This is a genomic window from Arthrobacter sp. 754 (assembly GCF_040548695.1).
In the GTDB taxonomy this organism is placed as follows: domain Bacteria; phylum Actinomycetota; class Actinomycetes; order Actinomycetales; family Micrococcaceae; genus Arthrobacter.
Genome location: NZ_JBEPSC010000002.1, coordinates 486,968 through 502,565 on the forward strand (window position 1 = coordinate 486,968; position 15,598 = coordinate 502,565).

Sequence of the window (15,598 nt, forward strand, 5' to 3'; positions counted from 1 at the left end):
GCTGCGAGAGCACTCGTAGCTCAGAGCCTAAATCTAGGCTTCGCTCATAGCTTATTCAATTTAGGAACTCCTTGGTGACCCGCAATGCCCCGTTTTGCCGCCGATTGAGACGAAGGACACAATTTCGCGGCCGGTTAATGCGGGCCGGACCTTCACGAAAGAGGACTTCACTGCCGGTCAGCTAAAGTAGCGGTGATGAGTACAGACAAAATGACAAGCCCGGATTCAGCCCTTAGCCGCTTTATTGCGGTGATTCCGGCAGGCGGAGTGGGGACCCGCCTCTGGCCGCTGTCACGAGCCGCAGCTCCCAAGTTCCTTCACGATCTGACCGGCTCGGGCAGCACTTTGCTGCGCGCCACCTACGACCGCCTCGAGCCCCTTGCCGGCAGGCGTGTCCTGGTAGTGACCGGCACGGCCCACCGCGCTGCGGTCTGCCGCCAGCTGCCCGAGGTCCAGGAATCGGACCTCATCCTGGAGAGCGAGCCCAAGGATTCCGGCGCCGCGATCGGCCTGGCAGCTGCCATCCTGCACCAGCGCGACCCGGACACCATCATGGGTTCCTTTGCCGCGGACCAGGTCATCAGCCCCGACAACCTCTTCCAGGACGCGGTCCGCCAGGCCATCCACACGGCAGCTGCCGGCAAGATCGTGACGATCGGCATCAAGCCCACGCACCCCTCCACCGGCTTTGGCTACATCCGTGCCGGCCGGGGGCTCAACATCGAAGGCGCACCCACCGCCCAGGCAGTGGTGGAATTCGTGGAGAAGCCTGATGAAGAAGTAGCCCAGCAGTACGTGGACAGTGGCGAATATGTCTGGAACGCGGGCATGTTCGTGGCTCCCGTGGCGCTGATGCTCAAGCACCTTGAGGCCAACCAGCCGGAGCTGTTCAAGGGCCTGCAGGAAATTGCCGAAGCCTGGGACACTCCCTCGCGCGATGAAGTGACAGCGAGGGTCTGGCCCACGCTACCCAAGATCGCCATCGACTACGCCGTGGCAGAGCCCGCGGCTGCCGCAGGCGATGTCGCGGTTGTGCCGGGCACCTTCCGTTGGGACGACGTCGGGGACTTCGCCTCCGTAGGCCGGCTGAACAGTGCACGCGAAGTCGATGACGTCACGGTCATCGGCGAGGGCGCGCGGGTCTTCACTGAAAACGCCAGCGGCGTTGTAGTTTCGGACACGAAGCGCGTTATTGCCCTGATCGGCATCAAGGACGTGGTCATCGTGGACACCGGGGATGCTCTTCTGGTGACCACCAAGCAGCACGCCCAGCGGGTCAAGGGTGCGGTTGACGCGCTCAAGGCAAGCGGCGACACCGACGTTCTGTAGCCTGCCCGCGTTCCGCAGTTCCTGCGGGCTGCGCGCGGCACAATCTGTAACGAGCCGGCGGTGATGACGCTATTCCGCGGACTCTCGCTAGAGTAAATGAGTGCGAAATTACACTACTGAAGCCGAGCCCACCACATTAGTGAGGCCATGGCTGGAGCCGCTCCTCCCGGAACTGATCACTTTCCGCCGGGATCTCCATGCGCACCCCGAGCTTTCCTTCAAGGAAATCCGCACCACTGACAAGCTGGTGGAGCGCCTCGAGGCCGCTGGCCTGGCGCCGCGCCGGCTCGAAGGCACCGGCCTCACCGTGGACATCGGCGAGGGCCCCATCGCCACGGCGCTCCGCGGCGATATCGACGCACTTCCCATCATCGAGGAAACCGGGCTTCCGTTTTCCTCCAAGAACCATGGCGTGACGCATGCCTGTGGCCACGACGTCCACACGGCCACGATGCTCGGTGTTGCACTGGTGCTGCAGAGCATGCACGAGGAGTCCCCGCTTGGCGGGACCGTACGCATTATCTTCCAGCCGGCCGAGGAGACCATGCCCGGCGGCGCCCTCTCCTGCATCGAACAGGGCGTCCTGGACGGTGTGCCGCGCATTTTCGCGCTGCACTGCGACCCCAGGATCGACGTCGGAAAAATCGGTACCCGCATCGGTGCCATCACGTCCGCTTCAGACACCATCAAGATCGAACTGAGCGGCCGCGGCGGCCACACTTCCCGCCCGCACCTGACCGAGGACCTCGTCTTCGTCCTGGCTCAGATCGCCGTCAACGTCCCCGCCGTCCTTTCCCGCCGCGTGGACGTCCGCAGCGGAGTATCCGTGGTGTGGGGCCAGATCAATGCCGGATCAGCCCCCAATGCCATCCCCGGGACGGGTTTCATGGCCGGCACCATGCGCTGCCTTGACCGCGATGCCTGGCATGATGCCGGTGAACTCCTGGACGAGGTAGTGAACCAGGTGGCCGCGCCCTACGGCGTGAATGTGCACCTCGAGCACACCAGGGGAGTCCCGCCCGTAGTGAACTCCGAGCACGAAACGGCGCTCATTGAGGCAGCGGCCCGCGCCGAAATCGGTGAGAGCGCAGTGACGCTGACCCCGCAGTCCATGGGCGGTGAGGACTTCGCCTGGTTCCTGGCTGAGCTGCCCGGCGCCATGATGCGCCTGGGCACCAAGACCCCCGGCGGCGAAGAATACGATCTGCACCGCGGTGACTACATCGTGGACGAACGCGCTCTCGGCCTGGGCATCCAGGTCCTGACAGCCGCGGCCCTCCGCACCATCCGTGACCTCGAAAGTCCAGGGCTCTAACCACCACCCGGCTGACCGCCATCTGGCTATCGCGCGCCGGTAAGTTGTGCACAACTGAATTGTGCACTAACGTTACAGGCGTGACTGACGCCCCCCGACTCGATCATCAGGTGTGCTTTGCCCTGTACTCCGCCTCCCGTGCCGCGACGGCGGTCTACCGGCCAGTGCTGGAAGATCTCGGCCTGACCTACCCGCAGTACCTGGTGATGCTGGTGCTGTGGGAAGCGGAGCCAAAGGGGGTCAAAGAGCTGGGAGAGGAGCTGGGCCTGGATTCGGGCACGCTGTCCCCGCTGCTCAAGCGGCTTGAGGCGATGGGCCTGGTGGAGCGGCGCCGGTCCGGCGAGGACGAGCGCCGCGTTGCCGCCCACCTGACAACGGCCGGCCGCGCGCTCAGCAGCAAGGCCAGCGGAATTCCCCAGCACCTGGCGGACGCCGCCGGACTCTCGGCCGACGAGCTTGAGCAACTCCGCACCACTTTGGAACGGCTCACCGAAGCCCTCCATCGAACGCGCTGATCACATACAGATTTCCAGTATCGAGCTCCAACAGGACGGACCATTCATGAAGACTTTGTACACAGCCGAGGCCCTGGCGTCCGGCGAAGGCCGCGACGGGAACGCACGCACCAACGACGGAAAGCTGGATGTCACACTCGCCAGCCCCGTGGAACTGGGCGGGGACGGCAAGGGCGCCAACCCCGAGCAGCTCTTTGCCGCCGGCTTTGCGGCGTGCTTCCACTCGGCCCTCCGCCTCGTGGGACGCAAGGAGCGCGCCGACCTCACCGACTCAGCCGTGGCAGCCAAAATCCACTTCGGTGCCCTGGACGAAGGCGCGGGCTACGGCCTGGCCGCGGAACTGGAGATTGCCGTGCCGGCCCTCGACCTTGCCACGGCTGTTGCACTGGTGGCCAAGGCGCACCAGATCTGCCCCTACTCCAACGCCACCCGCGGAAACATGACCGTCGACATCAAGATCCTGGAGTTCGCAGCATGAGCACCAACACCGCAGCCCTTCCACGTACCTCCCAGGAGATCCGGCTGGCATCACGTCCCCACGGGCGGCCTCTCCCGGAGAACTTCCGTCTGGCCGAGTCGCCGCTGCCGGAACTTCAGGACGGCCAGGTCCTGGTCCGTAACCTCTTCATCTCGGTGGACCCCTACATGCGCGGACGCATGAACGACGTCAAATCGTACTCGGCGCCGTTTGCGCTGGAGGAAGCGCTCGACGGCGGCGCCGTGGGTGAGGTCATCACGTCCCGGGCCGATGGGCGGAAGGTGGGGGACGTCGTCGTCCATCAGTTGGGTTGGCGTGAATACGCCGTCCTGGACGCCGACGCGACGTCGGTTGCCCGCACAGACCTCGCGCCGGCGTCGGCCTTCCTGGGAGCGTTGGGCATGACCGGCCTGACGGCGTACGCAGGCCTGCTCAAGGTTGCGGAGTTCAAGCCCGGTGACGCCGTGTTTGTCTCCGGTGCCGCGGGCGCCGTTGGCTCACTCGTCGGACAGATCGCAAAAGCCATGGGCGCCTCCCGCGTCATCGGCAGCGCCGGAACGCCGGAAAAAGTGGCGCGGCTGCTGGAACTCGGCTTTGACGCCGCTTTCAACTACCGCGACGCCCCGGTCCGCGAACAGCTCAAGGCCGCGGCGCAGGGCAAGGGGATAGACGTCTACTTCGACAACGTCGGCGGCGACCACCTTGAAGCGGCCCTCGCCGAGCTCAACGTGGGCGGCCGCGTGGCCATGTGCGGCGCCATCGCGCAGTACAACGCCACAGAACCCTCCCCGGCTCCGCGGAACCTCATGCTCGCCATCGGCAAGCAGCTCACGCTCCGCGGCTTCCTGGTGGGCGGGCAGCGCCAGCACCGCGCAGAATTCTTCGAGAAGATGTCCGCTTGGCTGGCGGACGGTTCAGTCCGTTACGACGAGACCGTGGTGGATGGCCTGGTCAACGCCCCGCAGGCGTTCATGGATCTGCTCGACGGGGCCAACACCGGCAAGATGCTGGTCCGCCTCTAGGCTGCTCTTGGCAGCGTTCAGCAACGTTGCCTACCCGTTGGTAACAAGTTCTCAACGATGTCTGCGTTCAGCGCCCATGCGTGGTACAGGACGTGGCGCAGCCCACTAAAGTGACTTGCATCAGTGCGCTCCGGCGCAGTGCTGCGAAGCCTTCAGTGAAAACAGAATTTCAGTGTAGAAACGGACACTCATTGAATTCGGGTCGTAGCGCCACTCTCTCCCTGGAGGAAATTTTGAAGAAACCCCTGCGTGCCTCGTTCCGTCGCGGTTCAATGGCCGGCGTGGCCACCGTGGGTGCCGCGGCACTCGTGTTGACCGGCTGCGGCGCGGCCCCCGAGGCCGGCAGCACGGCCAGCAAGACAGCCCTGGACTACACCGGCTGCATCGTTTCGGACTCCGGCGGATTCGACGACCAGTCGTTCAACCAGTCGTCCTACGACGGCGTGAAGAAGACTGAGAAGGACCTGGGCATCAAGGTCAACCAGGTGGAGTCCAAGACCAACAATGACTTTGAGCCGAACCTGCGCGCCATGGTCACTGCCGGCTGCGACCTGACCATCACGGTCGGCTTCCTGCTCGGCGACGCCACCAAGGCCCAGGCCACCGCCAACCCGGCCAGCCACTTTGCGATTATTGACTTTGGCTACGCCCAACCCATCAGCAACGTCAAGCCGATTATCTACGACACCGCCCAGGCTGCCTTCCTGGCCGGTTACCTCGCCGCGGGCTCCACCAAGACCGGCACCGTCGCGACCTTCGGCGGAATCAAGATCCCCACCGTCACCATCTTCATGGACGGCTACGCCGACGGCGTGAAGTACTACAACGAGAAGAAGGGCAAGAACGTCAAGGTCCTTGGCTGGGACAAAGCCAAGCAGGACGGCTCCTTCACCGGCGACTTCGAAAAGCAGGACAAGGGCAAGCAGTTCACCCAGAACTTCCTGGACCAAGGTGCTGACATCGTGATGCCCGTCGCCGGTCCGGTCGGCAAGGGTGCAGGCGCGGCCCTGAAGGAAGCCAAGGCGGCAGGCAAGGACGTCAAGCTCATCTGGGTTGACTCCGACGGCTTCCTCACCGCCCCGGACTACAAGGACCTCATGCTCTCCTCCGTCATGAAGCAGATGGGCGATGCCGTTGAGACCGTCGTGAAGGAAGACACGGAAGGCAAGTTCACCAACACGCCCTACGTCGGAACCCTGGCGAACGGGGGGGTGCAGCTGGCACCGTTCCACAGCTTCGATGCCCAGGTCGCGGCTGACCTGAAGTCCGAGCTGGACCAGATCAAGAAGGACATCATCGACGGCAAGCTGAAGGTCGAATCGGCAGCCAGCCCGAAGGCCTAGACACCACGAGCAGCGCCACCCCCGGTTGGTCACTGACTGGCCGGGTGGTGGCGCTTTTCGTTGGATAACCTCCTTCAGGGGCTCCGCTTCGCCCAGGACTGCCAGCACTAAGCTGGTGCTGCAGCCACATATCCCGTCCGGTCGGTCTACGGACGCTTCGAGAATGGTCAGAGTTTTTGAAACTTGAACTCAGAGGGATCACTAAACGCTTCGGCTCCCTGCTCGCCAACGATCACATCGACGTGGTGGTTGAACCCGGACAAATCCACTGTCTGCTGGGCGAGAACGGGGCCGGCAAGTCCACCCTCATGAACGTGCTGTATGGGCTCTACGAACCCACCGAGGGCGAGATCCTCATCGATGGCAAGGCCGTATCCTTCCGTGGCCCGGGTGACGCCATGGCTGCAGGCATCGGCATGGTGCACCAGCACTTCATGCTGGTCCCCGTATTCACCGTGGCCGAAAACGTGGCCCTTGGAGCCGAATCCACCAAGGCCGGCGGCTTCCTGAACCTGGACACCACCCGCCGCAAGATCAAGGAAATCTCGGACCGGTACGGTTTCGACGTCGACCCCGACGCCCTGGTGGAGGACCTCCCGGTGGGTGTGCAGCAGCGCGTGGAAATCATCAAGGCCCTCGTCCGCGACGCCAAGGTACTCATCCTCGACGAGCCCACTGCGGTGCTGACCCCGCAGGACACCGACGAACTCCTGGACATCATGCGCCAGCTCAAGAGCCACGGAACCTCAATCGTGTTCATCTCCCACAAACTGCGCGAGGTCAAGGCCATCTCGGACACCATTACCGTGATCCGGCGCGGGAAGGTGGTGGGTACGGCCAGTCCGGCCGCGTCAACCACTGAACTTGCCTCGATGATGGTGGGCCGGGCCGTCAGCCTCACCCTGGACAAGGCACCGGCCAAGCCGCAGGAACGGACCTTCCAGGTCAAGGACCTCACCGTGATCGCGCCCACCGGCCAGCACGTGGTGGACGGCATCTCCTTTGACATCGCACGGGGCGAGATCCTCGCGATTGCCGGTGTCCAGGGCAACGGCCAGACAGAGCTGACCGAGGCAATTCTTGGCCTGCAGGACCGGGTCCATGGCTCCATCCTGCTCGACGGCGAGGAACTCCTGGGCCGCAGCGTCAAGGAAATCCTGAATGCCGGCGTCGGCTTCGTTCCCGAAGACCGCTCGGTTGATGGCCTGATCGGTACGTTCTCCATCGCGGAGAACCTGATCCTGGACCGTTACGACCAGCCTCCGTTCGCCAAGGGCATCGGCATGAGCCCGGCCAAGGTGCTGGAAAACGCCAGGACGAGGATCGCCGAGTTCGATGTCCGGACCCCTTCCGGCGATCTTGCCGCCGGCACGCTGTCCGGCGGCAACCAGCAAAAACTGGTGATGGCGCGGGAACTTTCACGTCCGCTGCGGCTGTTTATTGCATCCCAGCCCACCCGCGGCGTGGACGTCGGTTCCATCGAGTTCCTGCACAAGCGGATCGTCGCCGAGCGTGATCACGGCACCCCCGTGATGATTGTCTCCACGGAACTGGATGAGGTCATCGAGCTCGCCGACCGCATCGCCGTCCTCTACAAGGGAAAGCTGGTGGGCATCGTTCCCGCAGGCACCGGCCGCAATGTCCTTGGCCTCATGATGGCCGGCATTCTGCCCGATGACACGGCTAGTTCGGCAAATCCCGCCCCCGCCACTCTCAACGCCGCGTCAACGTCCCCCTCGAGCGCCGAAGGAGGCGAACATGCCTGACGAACAGCCGCAGGAACCCGGTGCTGAACAGCATCGAAAACCCCGTGAGCCCAAACCCGCCGCCGAGGAGGCCGCAGCCGTAGCGGCGGTGGACACCGCAGGCGGTGCCATCGGGCCCTCGGCCGTGCCGGCCACTGCCCAGAGCGGGAAGCTTCCCGGCGCACCGGACTCCCTGGCCCGCAGTATTTTCACCGGCAGCGGCATGGTCTCTGTCCTGTCGGTCCTCCTCGCGCTCCTCATCGGCGGTCTGCTGATAGCCAGCACCGACGAGCGGGTGGGGGCAACTTCCTCCTACCTGTTTGCGCGCCCCACAGATTTCCTCACTGCTGTCTGGAACGCCGCCACGCGCTCCTACATCGCCCTCTTCCAGGGTTCGGTCTTCAATCCGCGCGGTGCCGGCCTCGCCATGCAGTTCGCTCCGCTGATGGAAACGCTGACCATCGCTACTCCGCTGATCACCGCGGGCCTCGGCGTGGCACTGGCTTTCCGGGCAGGCCTCTTCAATATCGGCGCCCAGGGCCAGATCATCATGGCCGGTATCCTTGCGGCGTGGGTCGGCTTCGCACTGCACCTCCCCATCGGCCTGCACCTGCTGCTGGTCCTGGTGGCGGGCATCGTGGGCGGTGCCATCTGGGGCGGGATGGTGGGCCTGCTCAAAGCCCGCACCGGTGCACACGAGGTCATTCTGACCATCATGTTCAACTACATCGCCCTGTACTACCTCCGGTACCTGCTGAACACCCCGGCGTTCCAGCGCCCGGGGGAGTCCAACCCCATCTCGCCCATTCTGGATCCGTCCGCGGTCTACCCGCAGATCTTCGGCACCCAGTACCGCCTGCACCTGGGATTCATCCTTGCCATTGCCGCCACGGTCCTGGTCTGGTGGCTCCTGAACCGCTCCACGGTTGGCTTCGAATTCCGCGCCGTGGGGGCCAACCCGAAGGCTGCCCAGACGGCGGGCATCAACGTCCCACGCTCCACCATCCTGGTGATGGCCATCGCCGGTGCCCTCGCGGGCATGTCCGGCGTGGCCCAGGTGGCAGGCACGGAGAAGGTCCTCACTGACGGCGTGGCAGCTACGTACGGCTTCGACGCGATCACCGTGGCGCTGCTGGGGCGCTCGACGCCGTGGGGGACTTTCGCTGCCGGGCTGCTGTTCGGCGCCTTCCGCGCCGGCGCCGTCCAGATGCAGATCCAGACGGGCACCCCCATCGACATTGTCCTGGTGGTCCAGTCGCTGATCGTCCTGTTCATCGCAGCTCCACCCCTGGTCCGGGCCGTCTTCGGGCTGAACCCGAGGCGCAGGAAGCCTGCAAAGGCCGCAAAGTCACAGCAGGCAGCAACCACCGGAGGTGCCGCATGAGCGCAACAGCAATATCGCCCCTTCCGGGTAAACCGGAAACCCCGCCGGCCGCCGGGGAGTCCCTCGCCGTCTCAGCCAAGCCCGTGACCTGGAAGACGCCGGTACTGCTGGGCATCCTGGGTCTCGTCGCCTTCATCTTCTTTGGCGTGATGGGGCCCAATGAGACAACGAGTTTTGGCATCTCCACGAGCGGTGACTTTTTCCAGCTCCCGGCCCTCCAGGTGCCCGCACTGCCGGGCGGGATTGTCCTGTCCGTCCTCCTGCTGGGCCTGGCCGCGTATGCCATCTACCTCAAGACCAAGGACAGGGCGGCCCCCGGATGGGTCCCCATCGCGTTCATCGTCCTGTTCGTTGCAGCCTTCCTGATCTGGGTGGTGGGCGGCGCCCGTACGCCCAATATCTCGCTCGCGGGCCTCATAGCCGGCTCCGTGACGCTTGCCGTTCCGCTGGTGTTCGGGTCACTCTCCGGAGTGCTCTGCGAACGGGTGGGCGTGGTCAACATCGCCATTGAAGGCCAGCTCCTGGGGGGCGCGTTCACCGCCGCCATAGTCGCCAGCGTAACCGGCAACCCGTTCATGGGACTGCTGGCCGCAGCGGTCGCCGGCGCCGTCATCTCCATGGTGCTGGCCCTTTTCAGCATCAAGTACCTGGTCAACCAGATCATCGTTGGAGTGGTGCTGAACGTCCTGGTCTCCGGTGTCACCGGATTCCTGTTCAGCACGGTCATGCAGGCCAACACGGACCTGTTCAACTCACCGGGCCGGCTGCCCATCATCGATATCCCGGTCCTGTCCAGCATTCCCATCATCGGCCCTATCCTGTTCAGGCAGTCCGTGGTGGGGTACCTGATGTACATCGCAGTGTTCGTGGTGTGGGTCGGGCTGTTCAAAACCAAATGGGGCCTCCGGGTAAGGGCTGTTGGCGAACACCCGCAGGCCGCCGACACGATGGGGATCAAGGTCAACGCCACACGCTTCTGGAACGTCACCCTGGGCGGCGCCATTGCCGGCATTGGCGGCTCGTTCTTCACCCTTGTGGCCATCGACAGCTTCACCAAGGAAATCTCCGGCGGCCGCGGCTTCATCGCCCTGGCCGCGCTGATCTTCGGCCGGTGGAACCCGATCGGCGCCTTCTTCGCAGCCCTGCTGTTCGGCTTCGCCGACAACCTGCAGAGCATCGTGACCATCATCGGAACACCGGTGCCAAGCCAGTTCATGGCCATGCTGCCGTACCTGGTGACGGTCCTGGCAGTGGCGGGCCTGGTGGGACGGTCAAGGCCGCCCGCGGCCAGCGGTATCCCCTACGTGAAGGGCTGACCGCGGTGGATGACTCCGGCATAGACGCCAATACCGTGGACTGGCGCGCCCTGGAAGAGGCCGCCGTCGATGCGATGAGGAATGCGTATGCGCCGTACTCGAAGTTCCCGGTGGGTGCTGCGGCCCTCACAGACGGCGGACGCATCGTCAGCGGCTGCAACGTGGAGAACGCGAGTTACGGCCTCACCCTGTGCGCCGAATGCGCGCTGGTGGGCAACCTGCGGATGACCGGCGGAGGGCTGCTTCGGGCCTTCTACTGCGTTGACGCCGGCGGGAACGTCCTGATGCCGTGTGGCCGCTGCCGCCAGTTGCTCTACGAATTCCGGGCGCCCGGAATGGAGCTCATGACCACCCAAGGCATCAAGACAATGGACCAGGTGCTGCCCGACGCATTTGGTCCCCGGAACCTGGAGGACCGAACGTGATCCAAAGAACTGAAGCCTTCGACGCCGTCGACATCATCCGCACCAAGCGGGACCGGGGCGTCCTCAGCCCGGAACAGATCGACTGGACCATCGATGCCTACACCCGCGGCGTGATCGCCGACGAACAGATGGCGGCCCTGAACATGGCCATCCTGCTCAACGGCATGGACCGGGCCGAAATCTCGCGCTGGACCGCGGCGATGATCGCCTCGGGTGAGCGGATGGACTTCTCAAGCCTCCGGCGGCCCGACGGCGGCGTGAAGGCCACCAGCGACAAACACTCCACCGGGGGAGTGGGGGACAAGATCACCCTGCCCCTGGCGCCCCTGGTGGCGGTGTTCGGCGTGGCGGTTCCGCAGCTGTCAGGCAGGGGCCTGGGGCACACCGGCGGCACTTTGGACAAGCTGGAATCGATCCCCGGCTGGCGGGCAGCGCTGAGCAATGAGGAGATTCTGGCGCAGCTGCAGGACGTGGGTGCCGTGATCTGCGCTGCGGGCGCGGGACTGGCACCGGCGGACAAGAAGCTGTACGCACTGCGGGATGTCACCGGTACCGTGGAGGCCATCCCGCTGATCGCCTCCTCGATCATGAGCAAGAAGATCGCCGAGGGAACCGGTTCGCTGGTCCTGGACGTCAAGGTGGGCAGCGGTGCGTTCATGAAGGACGAAGCCCGGGCACGCGAACTCGCCGAAACCATGGTGGCCCTCGGCAGGGACGCCGGGGTCAATACCGTGGCGCTGCTGACCAACATGAGCACCCCGCTGGGCCTCACGGCCGGCAACGCCATCGAAGTGGAGGAGTCCGTGGAGGTCCTGGCAGGCGGCGGGCCGGAGGACGTCGTCGAACTGACGGTGCGCCTGGCGGAGGAGATGCTGGCGTGCGCCGGCGTCCACGACGCTGACGTCCGCGCCGCCCTGCAGGACGGCCGGGCCATGGACGTGTGGAACCGGATGATCGAGGCGCAGGGCGGCGATCCGCGGGCCAAGCTGCCGGTAGCCAAGGAGTCCGAGACCATCCTTGCCCCGGCCGACGGCGTCCTGGTTGAGCTCGATGCCCTGGCTGTCGGCGTCGCAGCCTGGCGCCTTGGGGCCGGGCGTGCCCGCAAGGAGGACGCGGTCCAGGCCGGTGCCGGCGTCCGCCTGCACGCGAAGCCGGGCGCGGTGGTTCGTGCCGGCGAACCACTGATGACCCTGCTGACGGACACCCCGGAGAAATTCGCCCGTGCGAAGGAATCCCTGGAACACGCGGTGGTGATCGCGCCCGAAGGCTCACGCCCGGCCCAGCAACTGATCATCGACCGCATAGCATAGGTAAATGCAGGCCATCAACGACTTCATCCTCGCTGCCGCCGGGCAGCCCTGGGTGTTGCTCCTGGTGCTGGCCTGCTGCCTGATTGACGGCTTCTTCCCGCCCATACCCAGCGAATCCGTGGTGGTGGGCCTGGCTGCGGTGGCTGCCACCGCAGATGTCCCCAATCCCTGGCTGCTCATGCTGGTTGCGGGATTGGGAGCCTTCTCGGGCGACAACATTGCCTACCTCATCGGGCGCAAAGCCGGGACCCGGCGCTGGAACTGGATGCGGGGCCCGCGCATGCAAAGCGGGTTCCGCTGGGCAGGCCACGAACTGAGGAAACGGCCGGCGTCGCTGATCCTTGTGGCGCGCTTCATTCCGATCGGCCGCGTGGCGGTCAATCTCACCGCGGGAGTAACGCATTACCACCACCTGCGGTTCGTTGGACTGACAGTCCTCTCCGCCACGCTCTGGGCAGGCTATTCCGTGGGGATCGGACTGTTCTTCGGCCAATGGTTTGAAGACAACCACCTGCTCGGCGCAGCCATCGCCATTGTCTGCGCCGTTGGCCTAGGGATCCTCGTGGATCTTGTCATCAACCGCCTGAAGGGGAAGCCCCCGGTGGTGGAGCGGCTCAGGGACCCCGAAGCCTAGGTTTGCGGCCCCTGCCGTAGCGGACCACGTCCGCGGCATGGGACACTAAATAGCGATTTACATCACTTCCGGCTGCATCATTTCGTCTAGGAGCAACACCCGCGTGGAGTTTATTAATGAGGCCGTGCTCCATGCGGCGGGCCAATGGTGGATCTACCCGGTATTGCTGGTGTTCTTTTTCATTGACGGCTTCGCCATGGTGGTCCCCAGCGAGACCCTGATCGTTGCGCTGGCAGCCTTCTCCCGCCACAGCGGCGAACCAAACCTCTGGATCCTCGGACTGACGGCACTGATTGGCGCCATTGCAGGCGACAACATGGCCTTTATGCTGGGCCGCAGGATCGGCCTGGAACGCTGGCGGTGGATGCGCCGGCCCAAGGTCCAGAAGGCCTTCAGCTGGGCGAGGTATGAACTCGAAAAGCGCGGCGCCGTCCTGATCTTCACTGCACGCTACATTCCGTGGGGCCGTGTGGCGGTCAACTACGTCGCGGGCAGCACCGGTTTCGCGCACCGCCGCTTCTTCCTCCTGGACGCCTTCGCCTGCCTCACCTGGGTGGGGTATTCGATCGGCATCGGCGTGCTGGCCAGCTCGTTCCCGTGGCTGCACAACAACCCGCTCCTGAGCGCAGGGATCGCCGTGGTGTTCGCCATCGTCCTGGGCGTCCTGATCGACCACCTCCTGCGCTGGTGGCACAAGCACCTTGCCCGCAACGACGCCGAAGTTGTGGACGAATGGCTCGACGGCGGCCGCGAAGGCGCCCTTCCCCCGCATGATCAGGCACTCCTCGCCGCAACGTCGGCCGACGCCGAGCAGCCCGGAATCCAGCCGCTGGCATAAGCCGCCCGCCGACCCTAAGGTTGGAAGGTGACTGAGCCTATTGTTGACACTGCCCCTGCCATCGATTTCGACCTGAAGAGCCTGCCAAAGGTTTCCCTTCACGACCACCTGGACGGTGGTCTCCGTCCGGCCACCATCATCGAACTGGCAGAGGCTGTTGGCCACACGTTGCCGTCCACGGATCCGGTTGCCCTGGGCCAGTGGTTCCGCGAATCGGCCGACTCCGGTTCGCTGGTCCGCTACCTGGAGACCTTTGACCACACGGTCGCGGTGATGCAGACCAAAGAGGGCCTGTTCCGAGTGGCCAAGGAGTTCGTGGAGGACCTCGCGGACGACGGCGTGGTGTACGGCGAAGTACGCTGGGCCCCGGAGCAGCACCTCCAGAAGGGTCTGTCCCTGGACGAAGCTGTGGAGGCAGTGCAGGAAGGCCTCGAGGCCGGCGTTGACGCTGTTGCCGAGACCGGCCGGGAAATCCAGGTGGGCCAGCTGATCACCGCCATGCGGCACGCCGACCGCGGCCAGGAGATCGCCGAGCTCGCCGTCCGCCACCGCAACAGGGGCGCCGTTGGCTTTGACATCGCCGGGGCTGAAGACGGCTTCCTGCCGTCCCGGTTCAAGGACGCCTTCACGTACCTGGCCCAGAACAACTTCCCCGCCACCGTCCACGCCGGCGAGGCCGCCGGACTCGAGAGCATCCAGTCTGCACTCGTGGACGGACGGGCGCTCCGCCTTGGCCACGGCGTACGCATCGCCGAAGACATCATGGTGGAGTTCGAGGACGAAGACGGAGGGGAAAGCGCCGAAGGCGAGGACGACAGCATCGGCCTGGTCACCCTGGGCGACCTCTCCAGCTGGATCCGGGACCGCGGCATCGCCCTGGAAATCTGCCCTTCCTCCAACCTCCAGACCGGAGCGATCGCCGGCTTCGGCGAGGGCATCGAGAGCCACCCGCTGGACATGCTCTACCAGCTCGGCTTCAACGTGACCATCAACACGGACAACCGGCTGATGAGCGGCGTGACGCTCACTGACGAGTTCGAGCTGCTGGTGGAAACCTTCGACTACGACCTCGACGACCTCCTGGAGCTCACCCTTAACGCCGCCGAGGCATCCTTCCTGCCGCTCGAGGAAAAGGAAGCGCTGGTGGAGTACATCAACGACACCTACGCCAACCTTGGCTGAGCAGGCCCCCGTGGAGCGGCTGGTCACCGTCATGGCCCAGCTGCGCGAGCACTGCCCCTGGATGGGGGCGCTGACCCATGCCTCGCTGGTGGAGTACCTCCTGGAGGAGGCGTTTGAGGTCGCCGAGACCATCGAGACCGGCACCGACGACGCCGAGCTCCGCGGCGAGCTGGGTGACGTGCTGCTCCAGGTGGTGCTGCACGCCCGGCTCGCCGAGGAGCGCGGTGCCTTCACGTTCGACGACGTCGCGCGGGGACTGAGCGAGAAAATGGTCCGCCGCAATCCGCACGTCTTCCGGCCCGACGGCAGGCTGCAGGACAGCTTCCCGGCCACGATCGAAGAGATCGTGCAGAAATGGGACGCCGTCAAAAGTGCGGAACGTCCCGGGCGCACCAGCCCCTTTGAAGGGATCCCGGACGCCCTGCCGGCCTTGGCGAAGGCGCACAAGTTCCTTGACCGGGCCTCCCGCGCCGGAGCCGCGGCCGGGCAGCCGGGCAACGAAACCCCGGAGCATCCGGTGGTAGGGCTGGTCCGGTCCGCCGCGTCCGAAGAGGAACTCGGTGAGCTGCTGCTCGCCGTCGTCGGCTCTGCCCGCGCAAAAGGGTTCGACGCCGAGCGCGCCCTGCGCGGTGCCCTCCGGCAGCTCCAGCAGCAGCAGCCCCACCAGCAACAGCACCAGCCATCATGACGTCCGGGTGCTGGATGGGTTTCCGTAACCTGCACCACTCTCGACTACGCTAGATCCTGACCAGGACGTCCCAG

15 protein-coding genes are annotated in these 15,598 nt (G+C 65.1%); all 15 read left to right on the forward strand.

Going from position 1 to position 15,598, the window contains the following annotated elements; genetic code table 11:
- Positions 1-195: 195 nt before the first annotated feature.
- Entirely contained in the window at positions 196-1,329 is a 1,134-nt protein-coding gene (locus tag ABIA70_RS07740; RefSeq protein ID WP_354147011.1) for a mannose-1-phosphate guanylyltransferase, read from the forward strand.
- A gap of 100 nt (positions 1,330-1,429) precedes the next feature.
- Positions 1,430-2,644: an amidohydrolase gene (locus tag ABIA70_RS07745; protein WP_354147012.1), complete on the forward strand. Its 1,215-nt coding sequence runs from the start codon at positions 1,430-1,432 to the stop codon at positions 2,642-2,644.
- Between the two features lie 80 nt (positions 2,645-2,724).
- The gene (locus ABIA70_RS07750) at positions 2,725-3,159 is read left to right on the forward strand and encodes a MarR family winged helix-turn-helix transcriptional regulator (protein WP_354147013.1); all 435 of its coding nucleotides are present in this window, start codon (positions 2,725-2,727) and stop codon (positions 3,157-3,159) included.
- Positions 3,160-3,205: 46 nt separating this feature from the next.
- Positions 3,206-3,637 (forward strand): organic hydroperoxide resistance protein, encoded by a 432-nt coding sequence (locus tag ABIA70_RS07755; RefSeq protein ID WP_354147014.1) that lies wholly within the window; start codon positions 3,206-3,208, stop codon positions 3,635-3,637.
- Positions 3,634-4,659, forward strand: a complete 1,026-nt coding sequence (locus ABIA70_RS07760; protein WP_354147015.1) for an NADP-dependent oxidoreductase — start codon at positions 3,634-3,636, stop codon at positions 4,657-4,659. Before ABIA70_RS07755 ends, ABIA70_RS07760 begins: the two co-directional genes overlap by 4 nt.
- A 233-nt stretch (positions 4,660-4,892) precedes the next feature.
- Positions 4,893-6,002, forward strand: a complete 1,110-nt coding sequence (locus tag ABIA70_RS07765) for a BMP family lipoprotein (protein WP_502917183.1) — start codon at positions 4,893-4,895, stop codon at positions 6,000-6,002.
- A gap of 176 nt (positions 6,003-6,178) precedes the next feature.
- Complete coding sequence (locus ABIA70_RS07770) at positions 6,179-7,768, forward strand: ABC transporter ATP-binding protein (protein ID WP_354147016.1); 1,590 nt, start codon at positions 6,179-6,181, stop codon at positions 7,766-7,768.
- Positions 7,761-9,131, forward strand: coding sequence for an ABC transporter permease (locus ABIA70_RS07775; protein ID WP_354147017.1), 1,371 nt, complete (start codon positions 7,761-7,763; stop codon positions 9,129-9,131). Before ABIA70_RS07770 ends, ABIA70_RS07775 begins: the two co-directional genes overlap by 8 nt.
- On the forward strand, positions 9,128-10,447 hold the full coding sequence (locus ABIA70_RS07780) for an ABC transporter permease (RefSeq protein WP_354147018.1): 1,320 nt from the start codon (positions 9,128-9,130) through the stop codon (positions 10,445-10,447). The genes ABIA70_RS07775 and ABIA70_RS07780 overlap by 4 nt, the downstream gene beginning before the upstream one ends.
- Positions 10,448-10,467: 20 nt before the next feature.
- Complete coding sequence (locus ABIA70_RS07785) at positions 10,468-10,872, forward strand: cytidine deaminase (RefSeq protein WP_354147336.1); 405 nt, start codon at positions 10,468-10,470, stop codon at positions 10,870-10,872.
- Complete coding sequence (locus tag ABIA70_RS07790) at positions 10,872-12,182, forward strand: thymidine phosphorylase (RefSeq protein WP_354147337.1); 1,311 nt, start codon at positions 10,872-10,874, stop codon at positions 12,180-12,182. Before ABIA70_RS07785 ends, ABIA70_RS07790 begins: the two co-directional genes overlap by 1 nt.
- Before the next feature lie 4 nt (positions 12,183-12,186).
- Positions 12,187-12,816 carry a DedA family protein gene (locus tag ABIA70_RS07795; protein WP_354147019.1) on the forward strand — a complete coding sequence of 210 codons (630 nt, stop codon included), beginning with the start codon at positions 12,187-12,189 and terminating at the stop codon, positions 12,814-12,816.
- A gap of 103 nt (positions 12,817-12,919) precedes the next feature.
- Positions 12,920-13,654: a DedA family protein gene (locus ABIA70_RS07800; RefSeq protein ID WP_354147020.1), complete on the forward strand. Its 735-nt coding sequence runs from the start codon at positions 12,920-12,922 to the stop codon at positions 13,652-13,654.
- 27 nt (positions 13,655-13,681) lie between these two features.
- Positions 13,682-14,836, forward strand: a complete 1,155-nt coding sequence (locus ABIA70_RS07805; RefSeq protein ID WP_354147021.1) for an adenosine deaminase — start codon at positions 13,682-13,684, stop codon at positions 14,834-14,836.
- 61 nt (positions 14,837-14,897) lie between these two features.
- Positions 14,898-15,524 (forward strand): MazG nucleotide pyrophosphohydrolase domain-containing protein, encoded by a 627-nt coding sequence (locus ABIA70_RS07810; protein ID WP_354147338.1) that lies wholly within the window; start codon positions 14,898-14,900, stop codon positions 15,522-15,524.
- The last annotated feature ends 74 nt before the right edge of the window (positions 15,525-15,598 follow it).